This is a genomic window from Nocardia sp. CDC160, assembly GCF_035818795.1.
Lineage (GTDB): Bacteria > Actinomycetota > Actinomycetes > Mycobacteriales > Mycobacteriaceae > Nocardia.
This window is the reverse complement of the sequence record NZ_JAYKYT010000004.1, coordinates 403336-416945: the sequence shown is the minus strand read 5'-3', so window position 1 is coordinate 416945 and position 13610 is coordinate 403336. Positions and strand designations below refer to the sequence as shown.

At 67.3% G+C, this 13610-nt stretch carries 17 protein-coding genes; 7 read left to right on the top strand and 10 right to left on the bottom strand.

Translation table 11 applies throughout. From position 1 onward, the window contains the following. Window positions 1-54 precede the first annotated feature (54 nt). Window positions 55-1254, top strand: a complete 1200-nt coding sequence (locus VMT40_RS23360; RefSeq protein WP_326360788.1) for an FAD-dependent oxidoreductase — start codon at window positions 55-57, stop codon at window positions 1252-1254. A gap of 151 nt (window positions 1255-1405) precedes the next feature. Then, window positions 1406-2359, top strand: coding sequence for an endonuclease domain-containing protein (locus tag VMT40_RS23355; RefSeq protein ID WP_326360787.1), 954 nt, complete (start codon window positions 1406-1408; stop codon window positions 2357-2359). On the opposite strand, the gene VMT40_RS23350 is transcribed toward VMT40_RS23355, so the two are convergent. Then, the gene (locus VMT40_RS23350; protein WP_326360786.1) at window positions 2334-2855 is read right to left on the bottom strand and encodes an NUDIX hydrolase; all 522 of its coding nucleotides are present in this window, start codon (window positions 2853-2855) and stop codon (window positions 2334-2336) included. The two genes, VMT40_RS23355 and VMT40_RS23350, sit on opposite strands and share 26 nt — an antisense overlap. 62 nt (window positions 2856-2917) lie before the next feature. Here VMT40_RS23350 and VMT40_RS23345 point away from each other — a divergent pair, with 62 nt between their 5' ends. Then, the gene (locus tag VMT40_RS23345) at window positions 2918-3370 is read left to right on the top strand and encodes an SRPBCC domain-containing protein (RefSeq protein ID WP_326360785.1); all 453 of its coding nucleotides are present in this window, start codon (window positions 2918-2920) and stop codon (window positions 3368-3370) included. 29 nt (window positions 3371-3399) lie between these two features. On the opposite strand, the gene VMT40_RS23340 is transcribed toward VMT40_RS23345, so the two are convergent. After that, window positions 3400-3624 (bottom strand): hypothetical protein, encoded by a 225-nt coding sequence (locus tag VMT40_RS23340; RefSeq protein WP_326360784.1) that lies wholly within the window; start codon window positions 3622-3624, stop codon window positions 3400-3402. A 35-nt stretch (window positions 3625-3659) separates the two neighbouring features. Then, a complete protein-coding gene (locus tag VMT40_RS23335; RefSeq protein ID WP_326360783.1) occupies window positions 3660-4460 on the bottom strand; it encodes an HNH endonuclease family protein in 801 nt (266 codons plus the stop codon). A gap of 170 nt (window positions 4461-4630) precedes the next feature. Between VMT40_RS23335 and VMT40_RS23330 the strand changes: the two genes are divergently transcribed. Further along, the gene (locus tag VMT40_RS23330) at window positions 4631-4858 is read left to right on the top strand and encodes a hypothetical protein (RefSeq protein ID WP_326360782.1); all 228 of its coding nucleotides are present in this window, start codon (window positions 4631-4633) and stop codon (window positions 4856-4858) included. 1 nt (window position 4859) lies between these two features. Here the strand turns inward: VMT40_RS23330 and VMT40_RS23325 are convergent, their stop codons facing one another. The 4 genes from VMT40_RS23325 to VMT40_RS23310 all read right to left on the bottom strand — a co-directional run bounded on the left by VMT40_RS23325 (window position 4860) and on the right by VMT40_RS23310 (window position 7716). Further along, the gene (locus tag VMT40_RS23325; RefSeq protein ID WP_326360781.1) at window positions 4860-5357 is read right to left on the bottom strand and encodes a hypothetical protein; all 498 of its coding nucleotides are present in this window, start codon (window positions 5355-5357) and stop codon (window positions 4860-4862) included. 296 nt (window positions 5358-5653) lie between these two features. After that, window positions 5654-6775 carry an NAD(P)H-dependent flavin oxidoreductase gene (locus VMT40_RS23320; protein ID WP_326360780.1) on the bottom strand — a complete coding sequence of 374 codons (1122 nt, stop codon included), beginning with the start codon at window positions 6773-6775 and terminating at the stop codon, window positions 5654-5656. A gap of 135 nt (window positions 6776-6910) precedes the next feature. Then, entirely contained in the window at window positions 6911-7318 is a 408-nt protein-coding gene (locus tag VMT40_RS23315) for an NUDIX hydrolase (protein WP_326360779.1), read from the bottom strand. Window positions 7319-7338: 20 nt separating this feature from the next. Beyond that, window positions 7339-7716: an ArsR/SmtB family transcription factor gene (locus tag VMT40_RS23310; protein ID WP_326360777.1), complete on the bottom strand. Its 378-nt coding sequence runs from the start codon at window positions 7714-7716 to the stop codon at window positions 7339-7341. Window positions 7717-7829: 113 nt separating this feature from the next. On the opposite strand from VMT40_RS23310, the gene VMT40_RS23305 reads away from it, so the two are divergent. Next, window positions 7830-9071: an MFS transporter gene (locus VMT40_RS23305; RefSeq protein WP_326360775.1), complete on the top strand. Its 1242-nt coding sequence runs from the start codon at window positions 7830-7832 to the stop codon at window positions 9069-9071. A 70-nt stretch (window positions 9072-9141) separates the two neighbouring features. Here VMT40_RS23305 and VMT40_RS23300 read toward each other — a convergent pair whose 3' ends face one another. After that, a complete protein-coding gene (locus tag VMT40_RS23300; protein ID WP_326360774.1) occupies window positions 9142-9702 on the bottom strand; it encodes a TetR/AcrR family transcriptional regulator in 561 nt (186 codons plus the stop codon). Window positions 9703-9741: 39 nt separating this feature from the next. Here VMT40_RS23300 and VMT40_RS23295 point away from each other — a divergent pair, with 39 nt between their 5' ends. Next, window positions 9742-10986 carry a KasA/KasB family beta-ketoacyl-ACP synthase gene (locus tag VMT40_RS23295; protein ID WP_326360772.1) on the top strand — a complete coding sequence of 415 codons (1245 nt, stop codon included), beginning with the start codon at window positions 9742-9744 and terminating at the stop codon, window positions 10984-10986. 44 nt (window positions 10987-11030) lie between these two features. Here VMT40_RS23295 and VMT40_RS23290 read toward each other — a convergent pair whose 3' ends face one another. Further along, the gene (locus VMT40_RS23290) at window positions 11031-11444 is read right to left on the bottom strand and encodes a hypothetical protein (protein ID WP_033091132.1); all 414 of its coding nucleotides are present in this window, start codon (window positions 11442-11444) and stop codon (window positions 11031-11033) included. Next, window positions 11441-11722 carry a hypothetical protein gene (locus VMT40_RS23285; protein WP_326360771.1) on the bottom strand — a complete coding sequence of 94 codons (282 nt, stop codon included), beginning with the start codon at window positions 11720-11722 and terminating at the stop codon, window positions 11441-11443. The genes VMT40_RS23290 and VMT40_RS23285 overlap by 4 nt, the downstream gene beginning before the upstream one ends. A 213-nt stretch (window positions 11723-11935) precedes the next feature. On the opposite strand from VMT40_RS23285, the gene mtnA reads away from it, so the two are divergent. After that, a complete protein-coding gene (mtnA, locus tag VMT40_RS23280) occupies window positions 11936-13609 on the top strand; it encodes an S-methyl-5-thioribose-1-phosphate isomerase (RefSeq protein ID WP_326360770.1) in 1674 nt (557 codons plus the stop codon). Window position 13610: the final 1 nt, after the last annotated feature.

Genomic DNA, 13610 nt, shown 5'->3' with positions numbered 1-13610 from the left:
TGATTACTACTTATTGTAGTAGTCAATCCGGACGGTGGGAATGGAGTGGGCGCAATGGAATTCACGCAGTGCTGTGTGGTCGGCGGCGGACCGGCGGGCATGATGGCCGGGCTGCTGCTCGCCCGCGCCGGGGTCAAGGTCACGGTGCTCGAGAAGCACAAGGACTTCCTGCGCGACTTCCGCGGCGACACCGTCCATCCCTCGACGCTGCGCCTGCTGGACCGGCTCGGCCTGGGGGAGCGGTTCGCCCGGCTCCCGCACCGCAAGCTCGAGCGGATGCGCATGCATGTCGCCGACCGCACCGTCGTGGCAGCCGATTTCAGCCGCATCCCCGGCCCGCACCGCTACATCGCCATGGTCCCGCAGTGGGACTTCCTCGACCTGCTCGCCGCCGCGGCGTCCGCCGAACCGACCTTCACCCTGCGCATGGCGACCGAATTCACCGGCCTGCGCACCGAATCCGGCCGCGTCACCGGCGTCGAACTGCGAAATCCGGACGGCACCGTCGAAACCCTCGCCACCGATCTCGTCCTGGCCTGCGACGGCCGCGATTCCGCCGCCCGCGCGGCGGCCGGACTCCATCAGCGCATGTTCGAGGTCCCCATGGACGTCTGGTGGCTGCGCATCCCTGCCGAGGCGGGCGCTCACCACGATTCCCAGGTCTTCGCCCGATTCGCCAACGGTCGCGCCGCCGTCACCATGGACCGCGGCGACTACTACCAAACCTCCTACCTCATCCCAAAGGGCGCCGACGCCCGCCTACGCGCCAAGGGAATCCCCTGGCTACGAAACGAACTGGCCCAACTCTTCGGCTGGTCCCCCGACCTCCTCGCCACGATCACTTCCTGGGACGACGTCAAACTCCTGAACGTCACCATGGGCCGCCTCCCCACCTGGCACCGCCCCGGCCTGCTCTGCCTCGGCGACGCCGCCCACACCATGTCCCCGGTAGGCGGCGTCGGCGTCAACCTCGCCATCCAAGACGCGGTAGCCGCCGCCCGCCTCCTAGCCGAACCCCTCCGCACCGGCACCCTGACGGACTCCGATCTCGCGAAAGTCCAACGCCGCCGCCACCTCCCCACCGCCTTCACCCAAAAATCCCAACTCTCCGAACACGCCATGCTCCTAGAACCCGCCCTGTCCGCCACCCTGACCACCGTCCCCACCCCCCTACGCCTAATCGACCGCTTCCCCCTCCTCTCCGCCCTCACCGCCTACCTCGGCGGCATAGGCCTACGCCCCGAAACCATCTGACCACCCGCCAGCAAGCCGCCCGAGCCTCACGAGCATGCAATCCAGCAGGTAAACATCGAGAAGACTCCTGCCGGATTGCATGCTCGTGGGAAGGGGGTGCGAAGTTGGGGAGTCGCGGGTGGCGTAGGGAGGCGGGCGGGAGAATTCGGGGATGGGGGTTGAGGGGCTGATTCGGCGAGAGCATGCGCTGCGGGAGGGGATCGTCACCCGGCATGCGCTGGATAAGGACTACCGGCTGGTGCATCCGGGCATCTATATGCCGAAGGGGGTCGAGTTGGATGCGCGGGGGCGAATGCTGGCCGCGGCGTTCTGGGGCGGGGATAAGGCTGTGCTGGTGGGGTTTTCGGCGCTCGTCATGCATGGGGTGAAGTGGTTCGCCGAAGAACCCGCCGAGTTGTCGGGACCCAACATCACTCGCGCCCCGGTTGGAGTTGTTGCCAGGCAGTATGAGCTGCTGCCGCAGGAGGTCGTATCGATCGACGGTGTGCGCGTAACCTCCGCCGAGCGGACCGGATACGACCTCGGTCGTCGGCTGCGTTTCGAAAAGGCTGTGGCGGTGCTGGATTCGCTCTGTCATGTGACGGGACTCGTACCTGGTCGAATTCTCGATATCTGTCTCGATCATCCGCGCGCCCGCGGGAACGCCAGGCTGCGAGAGGTAATCGGCTACGTCGATGCCGGGGCCGAATCACCCCAGGAGACCAGAACGCGACTTCTCTTGCTGGCAGCCGGGTTTCCGCGACCCACCACCCAGATCGAGGTATACGACGAGGACGGACGCTTCGTAGCCCGGCTGGACATGGGTTGGCCCGAATGGAAGGTGGCAGTCGAGTACGACGGTGCCCAGCATTGGACCGACAAGCGCCAGTACGCCCACGACATCGACCGCCTGGCCCGCCTGACCGCCCTCGGCTGGACCATAATCCGAGTCTCCTCCACCCACCTCCACACCCACCCCCGCACCATCCTCACCCGCGCAGCCGCCGCCCTCCGCGCCGCCGGTGCCCCCATTCCCGACGAGCATGCAATTCGGCAGGTAAACGTCGAGAAGGTGGCTGCTGGATTGCATGGTCGTCGGGTTAGTGGAGGGAGGCGGCGAGGGTGAGGAGGTCGGGGAGGTGGGGGCCGTCGGACTCGGCTCGGGAGAGGGCTTCGGGGAGAGGGAAGAGGGCTACTTCGAGGATGTGTTCGGCGTCATCGGGATTCGTGGGGGTGCCCGTCAGATGGACGTCGGCTGTGCACCAGAGCCATGCCTTATGGGGATGGGGCTGCCAAGGGCGGTAGGGGGTGGGGCGGTCGGTGGTTGCGTAGTGGGCGCCGAAAGGGCGCAGGGGGCCTGCCAATTCGGCACCGGCCTCCTCGGCCAGCTCGCGAATCACGCAGGATTCGACGGATTCTCCGGCTTCGCGGGTGCCGCCGGGGAGGATCCAGATGTCGCGATCGTCGCGGCAGAGAAGTACGCGGTCGCCGACGAAGCAGACGACGTGAATATTCGTCACGAGCTCGTCGGGTGGGAGGTCGGTGGAGAATTGGACGTCGAGGCCGCCCCACTCCCAGCGGGCGGGGGCGTAGAGGAGGGGGTAGCGGTCGGCGAGGGTCATGGCTCGACCGTAGCGGGAGGGCATGGGCGACGTTCTGGAACTGGTTTCAGTATTGTTCCCCCATGGCCTTCGTCATCGATAAGACCGTGGAGATCGACGCGCCCGCCGAGCTGGTGTGGCAGGTGCTCACCGATGTGGACAAGTACGGGGAGTGGAACCCCTTCTGCATGGAGTGCAAGACCACCCTCGAACCGGGGTCGCCGATCGATATGAAGGTGCGGCTGGTCGGGCCGAAGCCGAAGCAGCAGCGGGAGTTCATCCGGACCCATACGCCGGGTAAGGAATTCAGCTACAACATGAAGCCCATGCCGTTGGGCTTGCTCAGCAGCGAGCGCTCGCACACCGTGACCGCGCTCGAGGATGGCCGGACCCGCTACTTCTCTCACTTCCAGCTGAACGGCCCACTCGCACCGGTGGTCTCCGGGCTGCTGGGCCGCGCCCTGACCACCGGATTCACCGACATGACCGACGCGGTCAAAGCGCGAGCCGAGGTCCTGAAGACCGTGCACGACTAGGAAGGCCGTGCGCGACTAGCGATCAACGTTCACGCCTCGAACGGCACCACATTGCCCGCGGCGTCGCGGCCACCGCTCTCGTTCTCGATGGCGGTGGCCAGTTCCTCGACGCTGTCCCAGCTGCGCGGTTCCTCGTCCTCCAGATTGCCGATCGTGTACCAAGTGGCGGTGCCGCGATAGCGCACCAGCCCATGGCCCGCATAATCCAGCGTCACATCGAGATCCCCGGAGACCGTTCCCTCTTCCCGGGTCATGACGGCTGCCTCGCTACGGATTTCGACGATGGCGACTATGTGAACTCTCCCTTGCTGGCGCAGTCCGCCACCGCGGTCTGCAGCGCGGACTGTTCTTTGGCATCGACGTTCAATCCGTACTTTACTTTCACCTGGATGTAGCGGCCGATATAGGCGCACCGGAAATTCCCGGGCGGCAGATAGCTCGACGGATCCTGATCGCCCTTGGAGCGGTTGGCGGTGGGGTCGGAAATCACCAGGTTCAGTGCGTCATTGGCGATGTGGCGGCGGGTGTCGTCGTCGAACTTCGCCGCGCCCGAACGCCAGGCCTCGGCCAGCGCCACGATGTGGTCGATGTCCAGGCCCGACGAATCGGTGGTCCACTTATAGGGTTTGAGGGCATTGGTCTTCTTGTCCATGACCCCGTATTGATCGCGCCAGCCGCCATTGGTGCCGACGGTCAATTTGCAGCTGCTCGGATCCAGCTTCACCGGCCCGGTCGCATCGCGCAGCAGGACGACGTCGCGGGTGGTGCAGAGGCTGTATTGCGCGAAGGTGTCGCCGAAGCCGTGCTCGGGTTTCTCGGTGTCCCAGTGCGGGAATCGCTCCCGGGCGTATCCGGTCATCGGCATTTCGTCGGCGACCTTCAGCTTTCCCAGCAGGGCGCTGATCTCCTTCGCCGACCCCACCGGACCGCCGCGGTCGGGAGCCGGTGGCCCGCTCGAATCCGGTTTGCCGGAGCCACCGTGGTTTTCGAGAACGGCGATCACAATGGCCAACGCGACAGCGAACAGCAGCGACAGGGCCGCCTTCAGCGCGCGGCGCAGGGCTGGGGAAGAGATCTTCTTCTGCAACATATCCCGACCACCGTGGCAATCCACCACCCGAAACGGCAAGCCACACGCGCGTTTCCGAGACCGGTCTCACACCTGCCCCGGATTCTCGTGTCCCCGAAAGCTGGGCTGTCGACGGTGTCGACGCTGCTTCCATACTGGGCCCCGTCAAGATCGAGAACAATGGAGGCCCAATGAATTCCAGGAAGTTCCTCGGCGCGTTGACCGTGTCGGCCGCACTGCTGACACCGGCGGCGGCACTCGCCGCACCTGCGCAGGCGGAGGTTGTGCTGACTCCGGCCCAAGACGTCGACGGCAGCGGATCCGCCAGTGGCTCGGCCACTTACGGCAAGGAAGGCCTGGAGTTTCTGGTCTGCCTGCTCAAGGGCAGCTACACGGGGTCCAAGTACCCGCTGTGCTGATTCACACCTGATGCAGCCAGGCTATGAAAAACGCTGTCCCGCCCAGGAACAGCAGCACTGAGATCGGGACGGGCCACCACGGCCCGACCCGACCCAGCAAACGTCGAGTCAACTGCAGCTGAATCCAGCCGAGACCCGCGATCAGCAGAATCCACAGCGGAAACGGCAGCGCGCCCCCGGCGAAATGCACCGCCCACGCACCCGCCAATGTCGGCCCGCCCCAGGAATGTTCGTAATCGTGCGCCGCGATGAGCGGATAGAAGATCCCCCGCACCGCGGCGATGACCATAAGAAACGCCGCGAACCAGGCGACCAGTCCGACCGCCAACGCGAGCACCGAATGCACCAGGGCGCGCCCCACCCCCGGGTCCCGCAGCTCGAACGGCGACCGAAACACCCGCCGCACCACCCGAGCCCGAACCCCCGTGGGCGCGAACACAACCGGCACCCCCACCAGCGCGAAGTACGCCGCCCGCCACACCCGCTCCACCTTCCCCATGCCGACCACCCTAATGCGGGTCCGATCCTGCGGTCGGTAAGCCGCTGTGCCGCGCCGGGCTTGCCGCCGCGGCCAGACATCTGGGGACCACGGCAACCCTCAACCCATGCCAACAGGTCCGACGAATCGGGAAAGTTCGTAATGCGGTGCGCCGATGGCCATCGCGATCTCAACCTGCCGGCCTGGCCCGCGCTGGTGACGATGACCGGCGCGAGTGATCATCCACTCGCCGAGCGGAGCCGTGGTGCGGGTCGGCACGCCGGGTAGCCCTTCCGGCGTGCCGAATCCCGTTGGGGTCAGGCGTTGTTGAGCTTGTTGAGGCGCTCGCAGGCTTCCAGGTATTCGGCGATGAGGCGCTGGACGACGTCGGCGGAGCGCTCCATTTTGTTCATCATGCCGACGACCTGGCCGACGGGGTTGAAGTTCACGTCCTTGGCCTGCTCGGGGTAGCGATGGCCGCGCTTGACGCCGTCGAGGGCGACCATCATCTGCAGCGGCATGCCCAGGGGCTTGGGGTTTTCGGGGGCTTCCCAGGCCTCGGTCCAGTCGTTCTTGAGCATGCGGCAGGGCTTGCCGGTCCACGAGCGCGAGCGGACGGTGTCGGAGCTGGTGGCGTCGAGGTAGGTCTGCATCTGCGCGGGCGGCACATTGGCCTCCTCGACGGTCAGCCACAGCGAGCCGGTCCATGCACCGGCCGCACCCATGGCCAGCGCGGCCGCGATCTGACGGCCATTGCCGATACCACCGGCGGCCAGCGCGGGCATATCGCCGATCGCGTCGATGACCTGCGGCCACAGCACCATCGAGGCGATCTCGCCGCAGTGGCCGCCGCCCTCGGTGCCCTGCATGACCACGAAGTCCAGTCCGGCGTTCTTGTGGTTGAGCGCGTGCTTGACCGAACCACAGAGCGCGCCGATGAGACGGCCGGAGTCCTGGATCTGCTTGATGACGTCGTCGGGCGGGGTGCCCAGGGCGTTCGCGACCAGTTTGGCCTTGGGGTGCTTGAGAATCACCTCGATCTGCGGGGCGACCGTGGTGGCGGTCCAGCCCAGCAGCTGGTTGTGCTTCTCCTCCGGCGGCAGGTGCGGAACGCCGTGGTCGTTGAGGATCTTCTCGGCGAAGTCGCGGTGGCCCTGCGGAACCAGCTTGGCCAGTTGGGCTTCCAGCTCCTCGGGGGTCAGGCCCTCGACGCCCTTGCCCTCGTACTTGGAGGGGATGACCAGGTCCACGCCGTAGACGCCGTGCACGTGCTCGTCGAGCCACTGCAGCTCCACCTCGAGTTGTTCGGCGGTGAACCCGACCGCGCCGAGCACACCCAGGCCGCCCGCATTGCTGACCGCGGCGGCCACGTCCCGGCAGTGGGTGAAGGCGAAAATGGGCACGTCGATGCCGAGGCGATCACAGATCTCGGTACGCATTGGTGGTGGGCTCCTCTGAACTTTCCGGCACTGGAAACGTTGTGCCCACAACACTAGAACATGTTCTACATTGTGACCAGACTGTGTATGATTACCGGCAAGTACATGTCCGGTACATGTTCCAGTTTCCGGACGTCAGGCCGCGAGTAGGCCCTCGGCCACCAGGTCGTCGAACAACAGTTGATCCACCGGCGGCACATGCGGGCGGTCGGCGTAGGTGAACCAGGAGATCTCTTCGATCTCGCTACTGACCGCGAGGGTGCCGGAGTAGTCGGCGGTGTAGCAGGCCATGCGCACGACGGCGTCGGGAATCAGTGCCTCGTAGGTGCCGACGTGGGCGACGGTTTCCGGTGCGATCTCGACGGTCAGCTCCTCGCGAATCTCCCGCACCAGGGTTTGCAGATCCGTCTCCGCGCCTTCGCGTTTGCCGCCCGGGATGTAGAAGACGTCCTTGCCGCGCGGCCGCGCGCACAGGATTCGGCCGTCCTCGATGCGCACCCATGCCACGGTGTCGATCAGTCGCTGTTCCCGGTCGGTCTGCATTCGCGCAGCCTAGCGGGCGGCTACTCCGCGGGCTGCCAGGCGGCGACGAGGGCGAGTAGGCCCGGGAAGCGGGTTTCGAGATCGTCGATGCGGACCTGACTGCGGCGCTCCAGGCCGTACTGACGCTGTCGGGTGATTCCGGCTTCGCGCAATGCCTTGAAGTGGTGCGTCAGTGAGGATTTGGGGCGATCGATGCCGAACCAGCCGCAGGGGTGGTCGTAGGCCTCGGACTCGAGCAGCAGCTTCTGGACGATGAAGATCCGCAACGGGTCGCTCAGCGCGCCCATGACGGTCTCGAGTCGCAGTTCGTCGATTGCCGGTTCGGGCAGCGGGTCGGGCACGGCGTCCGGCTCGGGCGGGAGCGCGAACTTCAGCGCCGGGCGCACCTTCGTCGACATCGGCGAACTCCTCACTGTCATCGTTAGTACGACTTTGATCGTACAGCATGCTATGTTCGACTCCATTCGTACTAGTTCGAGTCGATTCGAACTATGAGTTGGAGGTAGTGGAAGTGGTTGCGACACACGCGCGCTTGGCGGACCCCAAGGCATCGACGGACCTCGAGACCCCGCCCGGCCTCGCACCGACATGGTGGATCTGGCTCGCCGCCTGGCCAGTCACGGCGATCTTCGTGCTCTCGAACGCGGCGACACCGCTGTATGTCCTGTGGCAGCGCGACTTCGGATTCTCCAAGGGCACGATGACCGTGGTCTTCGCGTTCTACATCGTCGGCCTGCTCGGATCGCTGCTGATCTCCGGCGTCGCCTCGGACCGGCTGGGCCGCCGGGCCGTCCTGCTCCCGGCCCTGGCCCTCGCGGCGACCGCCTGCCTGATCTTCGCGACCGCCCCGAATGTGATCGCCTTGATGATCGCGCGCCTGCTGACCGGAATCGCCGTCGGCGCAGCGGTTTCGGCGGGCATGGCTGCGGTTTCCGACGTGGCCGGACCGGGCCGCAAGCCGCTCGGCGCCTTGCTCGCCTCGTGCGCCATGGTCCTCGGCGCGGGCGTCGGGCCACTGCTCGCCGGTGTGCTGTCCGAAACGGCACCCGCGCCGACCGTGACCGTCTTCCTGGTCGAAATCGCCCTGCTGGCCACGGCTTTCGTGACCGTCCTGCGGATGCCGGTGGCCCGACCGACATCAACCGGCACCGGGTCGTGGATCCGGATCCCGGGCGTCCCGCGCGGCAACGCCCGTCAACTGGCCCTCGGCATCGCGGTCTTCGCCCCCGGAATCACCGCGACGTCCTTCGTCTTGTCCCTGGGTCCGTCCCTGCTGTCCGGCCTGCTGGGCACGACCAGCCGAATCATCGCCGGTGCCATGGCCTTCGCCATGTTCCTGACGGCGACCGCGGTCCAATTCGCCGTCCGCTCCCTGCCGCGCCCGGCGATCATGACCGCCTCGGCTGTCGGCACCGCCCTCGCCATGGCCACCCTCATCCTGGCCGTACATGCCCACTCCGCACCCGCCCTCATCGCCGCTGCCCTCCTCGCGGGCACCGGCCAGGGCCTCGGCCAACTGGGCGGCCTCTCCCTCCTGAACCACGCCATCCAGCCAACCCGCCTCGCCGAGGCGAACGCCGCCTTCAACGTCGGCGGCTACATCCCCGCCGGACTCCTCCCCGTCTCTGTCGGCTACCTGAGCGACGCAGTCGGCCTCTCCACCGCCACAACAACTTTCGCCCTCACCCTGATAGCCCTGGCCGCAGCAGCCACCACCCTCATCCTCCGCAACCGCCCCTCCCTCCACCCCTAACGCCCACGAGCATGCAATCCAGCAGGAGTCTTCTCGGCGTTTTTCTGCTGGATTGCATGCTCGTCGGGGGTCATCTCAGGGCTTGGGTGACGAGGAGGTTGACGGCGCGGTCGATGCGGTCGGTGTGGCCGGTTATCCAGTAGTCCTGGATCAGGCCGCGCATTCCGGAGACCAGAAGGGTTGCTGAGGCTTCTGGGTCGGGGATGGTGGGGTCGATGCGGTGGAGGGATTCGGCCAAGGGGGTGATGACGGCCTTGATGGCGGCGGTTGCGTAGGGGAGGAGAGGGCTGTTCGGAACGGTTGCGGCGCCGAGGACTTGGAGGAGTACACGGAGACTCGTGCCGCTGTCTCCGGTGGTGTTCCGCTCGAATGAACCACGTAGGCGGGCGCGGAGGGTTTCCGGGTCGTCGATATCGGCGAACATGGCGCCGATATCGGGGCGATGAGTTTCCAAGGCGGCGACCAGCATTGCTTCCTTGGTGCCGAAGTAGTGGATGAGCATGCGGGAGCTGGTGCCGAGGTAGTCCGCAAGGGGGCGCAGGGAGAGTTCGGACAGGCCGTGGTCGGCGATGTAGGCGATCACGCCTTCGAGGAGTTCGGCGCGGCGGGCGTGGTCGAGTGGGCGGGGCACGGGTTGACTGTAGCGGGTGGTACAGGTATCCATGTCGGCATGGGTGTAACAAGTGGTACAGAAACTCGGCGGGGTGCGGTGGTCACGGCTATGGCGGCTACCACCTGCTTGGGGGCCGATCTGGAGTCGACGTGGGTGCGGCTGTTGGCGGGGGAGAGTGGAATCGGCAGGCTCGCAGATGATTTCGTGACCGAGTACGAGCTGCCGGTGCGGATCGGCGGGCGGTTGGTGGCGCAGCCGGGGGAGCAGCTGACGCGGGTCGAGCAGCGGCGCATGTCGTTCGTGCAGCAGTTGGCGTTGGTGCTCGCGCGGCAGGTGTGGAGCGAGGCGGGGACGCCGGAGGTCGAGGCGGAGCGGCTCGCGGTCGCAGTCGGGACCGGGCTCGGGGGCGGTGAGTCGCTGGTGAACGCGGTGGATCTGATGCGGAGTGGTGGGTACCGGAAGGTGCCGCCGATGACCGTGCCCATGGTGATGCCGAACGGGTCCGCCGCCACCGTCGGACTGGAGATCGGCGCGAAAGGCGGTGTGTACGCGCCGGTTTCGGCGTGCGCGTCGGGCGCGGAGGCGATCGCGCACGCGTGGCGGCTGATCACCACCGGTGAGGCCGATGTCGTGGTCGCGGGCGGCGTCGAGGGTCATATCGATGCGGTGCCGATCGCCAGTTTCGCCATGATGCGGGCGATGAGCACGCGCAACGACGAACCCGAGCGTGCCTCACGGCCTTTCGACAAGGATCGGGACGGCTTCGTCTTCGGCGAAGCGGGCGCGCTGCTGGTCCTGGAGTCCGAGGAGCACGCGCGAGCGCGCGGCGCGCAGATCCTCGGGCGGGTGCTGGGCGCGGGCATCACCTCCGACGGCTATCACATCACCGGCACCGCCCCCGACGGCGACGGAGCCGCCCGCGCAATGCGCAAGGCCCTCGCGACAGCCGGATTGACCGGCGAGGATATCGACCACGTGAATGCGCACGCGACCGGAACCCAGGTGGGCGATGCCTCCGAGGCGAAGGCGATCATGGCGGTCACACCGAAAGCCTCGGTGTACGCGCCCAAATCGGCCCTCGGCCATTCCATCGGCGCGGTCGGCGCATTGGAGGCCATGCTCACGCTGCGGGCGCTCGAGGAGCAGATCATCCCGCCCACACTGAATTTCGAGACCCCGGACCCGGACACCGAGCTCGATGTGGTGGCGGACAAACCCCGCTACCAGGAGCTGCGCTACGCATTGAGCAACTCGTTCGGCTTCGGTGGCCACAATGTCACCCTCGCGCTCGGCCGGGCCTGAGCGATAGACCGGGCCTGAGCGAAAACCAGTGCGCCGGAGGCCGATCAGGGCAGCTTGTCGGTCTGGACGCGGGGATCCAGCTTCCGCAGCGTGTCCGGTCGGTCGGTGAGGCAGGGCCAATCCCGGCTCACCGCTTCGAGAGTGGCGTGCCCCGCCGGGATCAACGCGTCGGCGTCGGGCCGGTCGGCGAGGGTGTCGCCGAGGTGGTCGCTGGCGGGTCGGTCCAGGGGCTGGATGACGGTGTTCGGCAGATCCAGCAGCACCGAGAGGATGTCCAGCCGCCCGGGCGGAATGAGCGCGCGGGCCGCGGCCAGCGCGGTGGCGGGGACGATGATCGTGTGCCCGGCGTCCGCGGTCGCCCAGACCACCGATTGCACGTAGGCCACGCGGTGCGCCCAGGCGGTGAGCGCGGCGGTGTCGAAGACGACCCCGCCCAGGGTGGGGGCGGCGGGGGTCATGCCGCGCCGCGGTCGCCGCTGGCGTTCTCCTCATCCGATAAGGGGGGCAGGCCTTGGACGGCGCGGGCGCGATTGATCAGGTCCAGGGGCGGGCGGCCGCCGAGGGCGTTCTCGAGACGGGCCAGGGATTCGGCGCGGTCGACGCGGGCCTTCACGGACTCGGCGACGAAACCCGAAATCGAGGCAATGCGGCCGGAGTTGCGCCAGTCGTCGAGGGTGGCGGCGATCTCCTCCGGCATCGTCACGGTGATCTTGCGGGTGCGACGCTGTCTTGCCATACCGGGAGGGTACTGCGGTATGTGCGGGGGACGCGAGCTGACAACGCCGGGGCCGTAATACACGTCCTTCGGGGCATCCGGCGCGAAAACCGCGAATTCGGATTGTCGTGATCCGAAACCTGCCGGTCAGGGATGGATCCGGGTTCGATACGGTGGAGTGTGTCCACGGCCGTGGGCGCTGCCGCAATTCTCCAGTCAAGAGGACATAACTAGATGGATCAGAGTTCGATCGCGTGGGCCGACGGTGCGCTCGTCACCATCGACCAGCGGGCGCTGCCGCACGAATTGCGGGAGCTTCGAATCACGACGGTCGACGAGGTCATCGATGCCATCAAGACCCTAGCCGTGCGCGGCGCACCGGCGATCGGCGTGTGCGGCGCGTTCGGCGTGGTGATCGCGGCGCAGGCCGCGACCGCCGACGGTGTGGTCGACACCACGCGAGTCGAGGCCGAGGCCGCCCGGATCGCGGATGCCCGACCGACCGCGGTGAATCTGGCCTGGGGCGTGCAGCGGACACTGGCCAAACTTTCCGAAGGCGTCGCAGCCATGGAAGCCGAGGCCCTCGAACTGCTCGCCGAGGACGGCCGCGTAAATCTGGCCGCCGCCACCGAGGCCGCCGATCTGATTCAGCGCCTGTGCGCCGACCGTCCGCTGCGCCTGCTGACCCATTGCAATACCGGCCGCCTCGCCACCACCGCCTGGGGTACCGCGATCGGCGCGCTGCGCGTGCTGCATCAGCGCGGCGCGCTGGCCGAGGTGATCGTGGACGAGACGCGTCCGCTGCTGCAGGGCGCGCGCCTGACCGCGTGGGAGATGGCCGAAGCCGGTATCCCGCACCGCCTCACCATCGATTCCGCCGCCGCCTGGGCCATGGCCACCGAGCAGGTGGACGCCGTGGTGGTGGGCGCGGACCGCATTACCGCCGACGGTGCCGTCGCCAACAAGATCGGCACCTACATGCTGGCCATTGCCGCCAAGCACCACGGCATTCCGTTCATCGTGGTCGCGCCCGAATCGACCCGCGATATCTCCACTGCGCGCGGATCCGACATCGTGGTCGAGCAGCGGGCCGCGGCCGAGGTCACCGGATTCGGCGGCGTCGCAACGGCTCCCGAGGGCACCAAGACCTTCAATCCCGCCTTCGATGTCACCCCGGCCGAGCTCGTCACCGCGGTGGTGACCGAGTACGGCGTGCTGGGCGACCCGAGCGTGGCGCGGACTTCTTCCTCCGACGAGACCCCCACCGCCTCCGGCTCGACCGTCACCTCCGCGGGTGCCGAGATCGCCGAGATCGCGCGCGGCCTCTACGCCAGCGGCTGGATGCCCGGCACGGCGGGCAATATCTCTGTGCGACAGGGTGATACGGCCGTCATCACCGCCAGCGGCCTGTCGAAGGGCGAGCTCACGGCCACCGACATGGTGACCGTCGCGGTCGTGGACTCCAAGCCGGTCGACACGTCCGGCCGCAAGCCCTCCGCCGAGACCACCATTCACACCGCCGTCTACCGCACCCGCGGTGCCGCCGCGGTCGTGCACGTGCACCCGCCGCACGCCACCGCCGTGTCCATCAAAACGGCCGGATCCAGTGTCACCACAACGCGTTTCGCGGGCTACGAGCTGATCAAGGGCCTGGGTTCGGCCCGCCCGGATCTCATCGACATCCCGGTCTTCCCGAATCACGCCGACGTCCCGCAGATCGGCGCGGACATCGAGAAGTACCTGACCGAGCACCCGGATGCCCCGCCCGTGCTGTTCATCGCCGGGCACGGCATCACCGCCTGGGGCGCCAGCCTGGCGCAGGCACGGGATCGGGCCGAATGCCTCGAGGCCATGTGTGAGCTGACCACATTGACCGGTCACCGTGAGATCCCGGTGGGCCAGAATTAGT

Bases quoted from the DNA above. Each gene is read 5' to 3' on its own strand.
- VMT40_RS23340 (WP_326360784.1), bottom strand. From the start codon at position 3,624: ATGACCCGGGAAGAGGGAACGGTCTCCGGGGATCTCGATGTGACGCTG.
- mtnA (WP_326360770.1), top strand. From the start codon at position 11,936: ATGGATCAGAGTTCGATCGCGTGGGCCGACGGTGCGCTCGTCACCATC.
- VMT40_RS23285 (WP_326360771.1), bottom strand. From the start codon at position 11,722: ATGGCAAGACAGCGTCGCACCCGCAAGATCACCGTGACGATGCCGGAG.
- VMT40_RS23325 (WP_326360781.1), bottom strand. From the start codon at position 5,357: ATGGGGAAGGTGGAGCGGGTGTGGCGGGCGGCGTACTTCGCGCTGGTG.
- VMT40_RS23290 (WP_033091132.1), bottom strand. From the start codon at position 11,444: ATGACCCCCGCCGCCCCCACCCTGGGCGGGGTCGTCTTCGACACCGCC.
- VMT40_RS23315 (WP_326360779.1), bottom strand. From the start codon at position 7,318: ATGCAGACCGACCGGGAACAGCGACTGATCGACACCGTGGCATGGGTG.
- VMT40_RS23295 (WP_326360772.1), top strand. From the start codon at position 9,742: ATGGGTGTAACAAGTGGTACAGAAACTCGGCGGGGTGCGGTGGTCACG.
- VMT40_RS23355 (WP_326360787.1), top strand. From the start codon at position 1,406: ATGGGGGTTGAGGGGCTGATTCGGCGAGAGCATGCGCTGCGGGAGGGG.
- VMT40_RS23350 (WP_326360786.1), bottom strand. From the start codon at position 2,855: ATGACCCTCGCCGACCGCTACCCCCTCCTCTACGCCCCCGCCCGCTGG.
- VMT40_RS23330 (WP_326360782.1), top strand. From the start codon at position 4,631: ATGAATTCCAGGAAGTTCCTCGGCGCGTTGACCGTGTCGGCCGCACTG.
- VMT40_RS23320 (WP_326360780.1), bottom strand. From the start codon at position 6,775: ATGCGTACCGAGATCTGTGATCGCCTCGGCATCGACGTGCCCATTTTC.
- VMT40_RS23360 (WP_326360788.1), top strand. From the start codon at position 55: ATGGAATTCACGCAGTGCTGTGTGGTCGGCGGCGGACCGGCGGGCATG.
- VMT40_RS23335 (WP_326360783.1), bottom strand. From the start codon at position 4,460: ATGTTGCAGAAGAAGATCTCTTCCCCAGCCCTGCGCCGCGCGCTGAAG.
- VMT40_RS23345 (WP_326360785.1), top strand. From the start codon at position 2,918: ATGGCCTTCGTCATCGATAAGACCGTGGAGATCGACGCGCCCGCCGAG.
- VMT40_RS23310 (WP_326360777.1), bottom strand. From the start codon at position 7,716: ATGTCGACGAAGGTGCGCCCGGCGCTGAAGTTCGCGCTCCCGCCCGAG.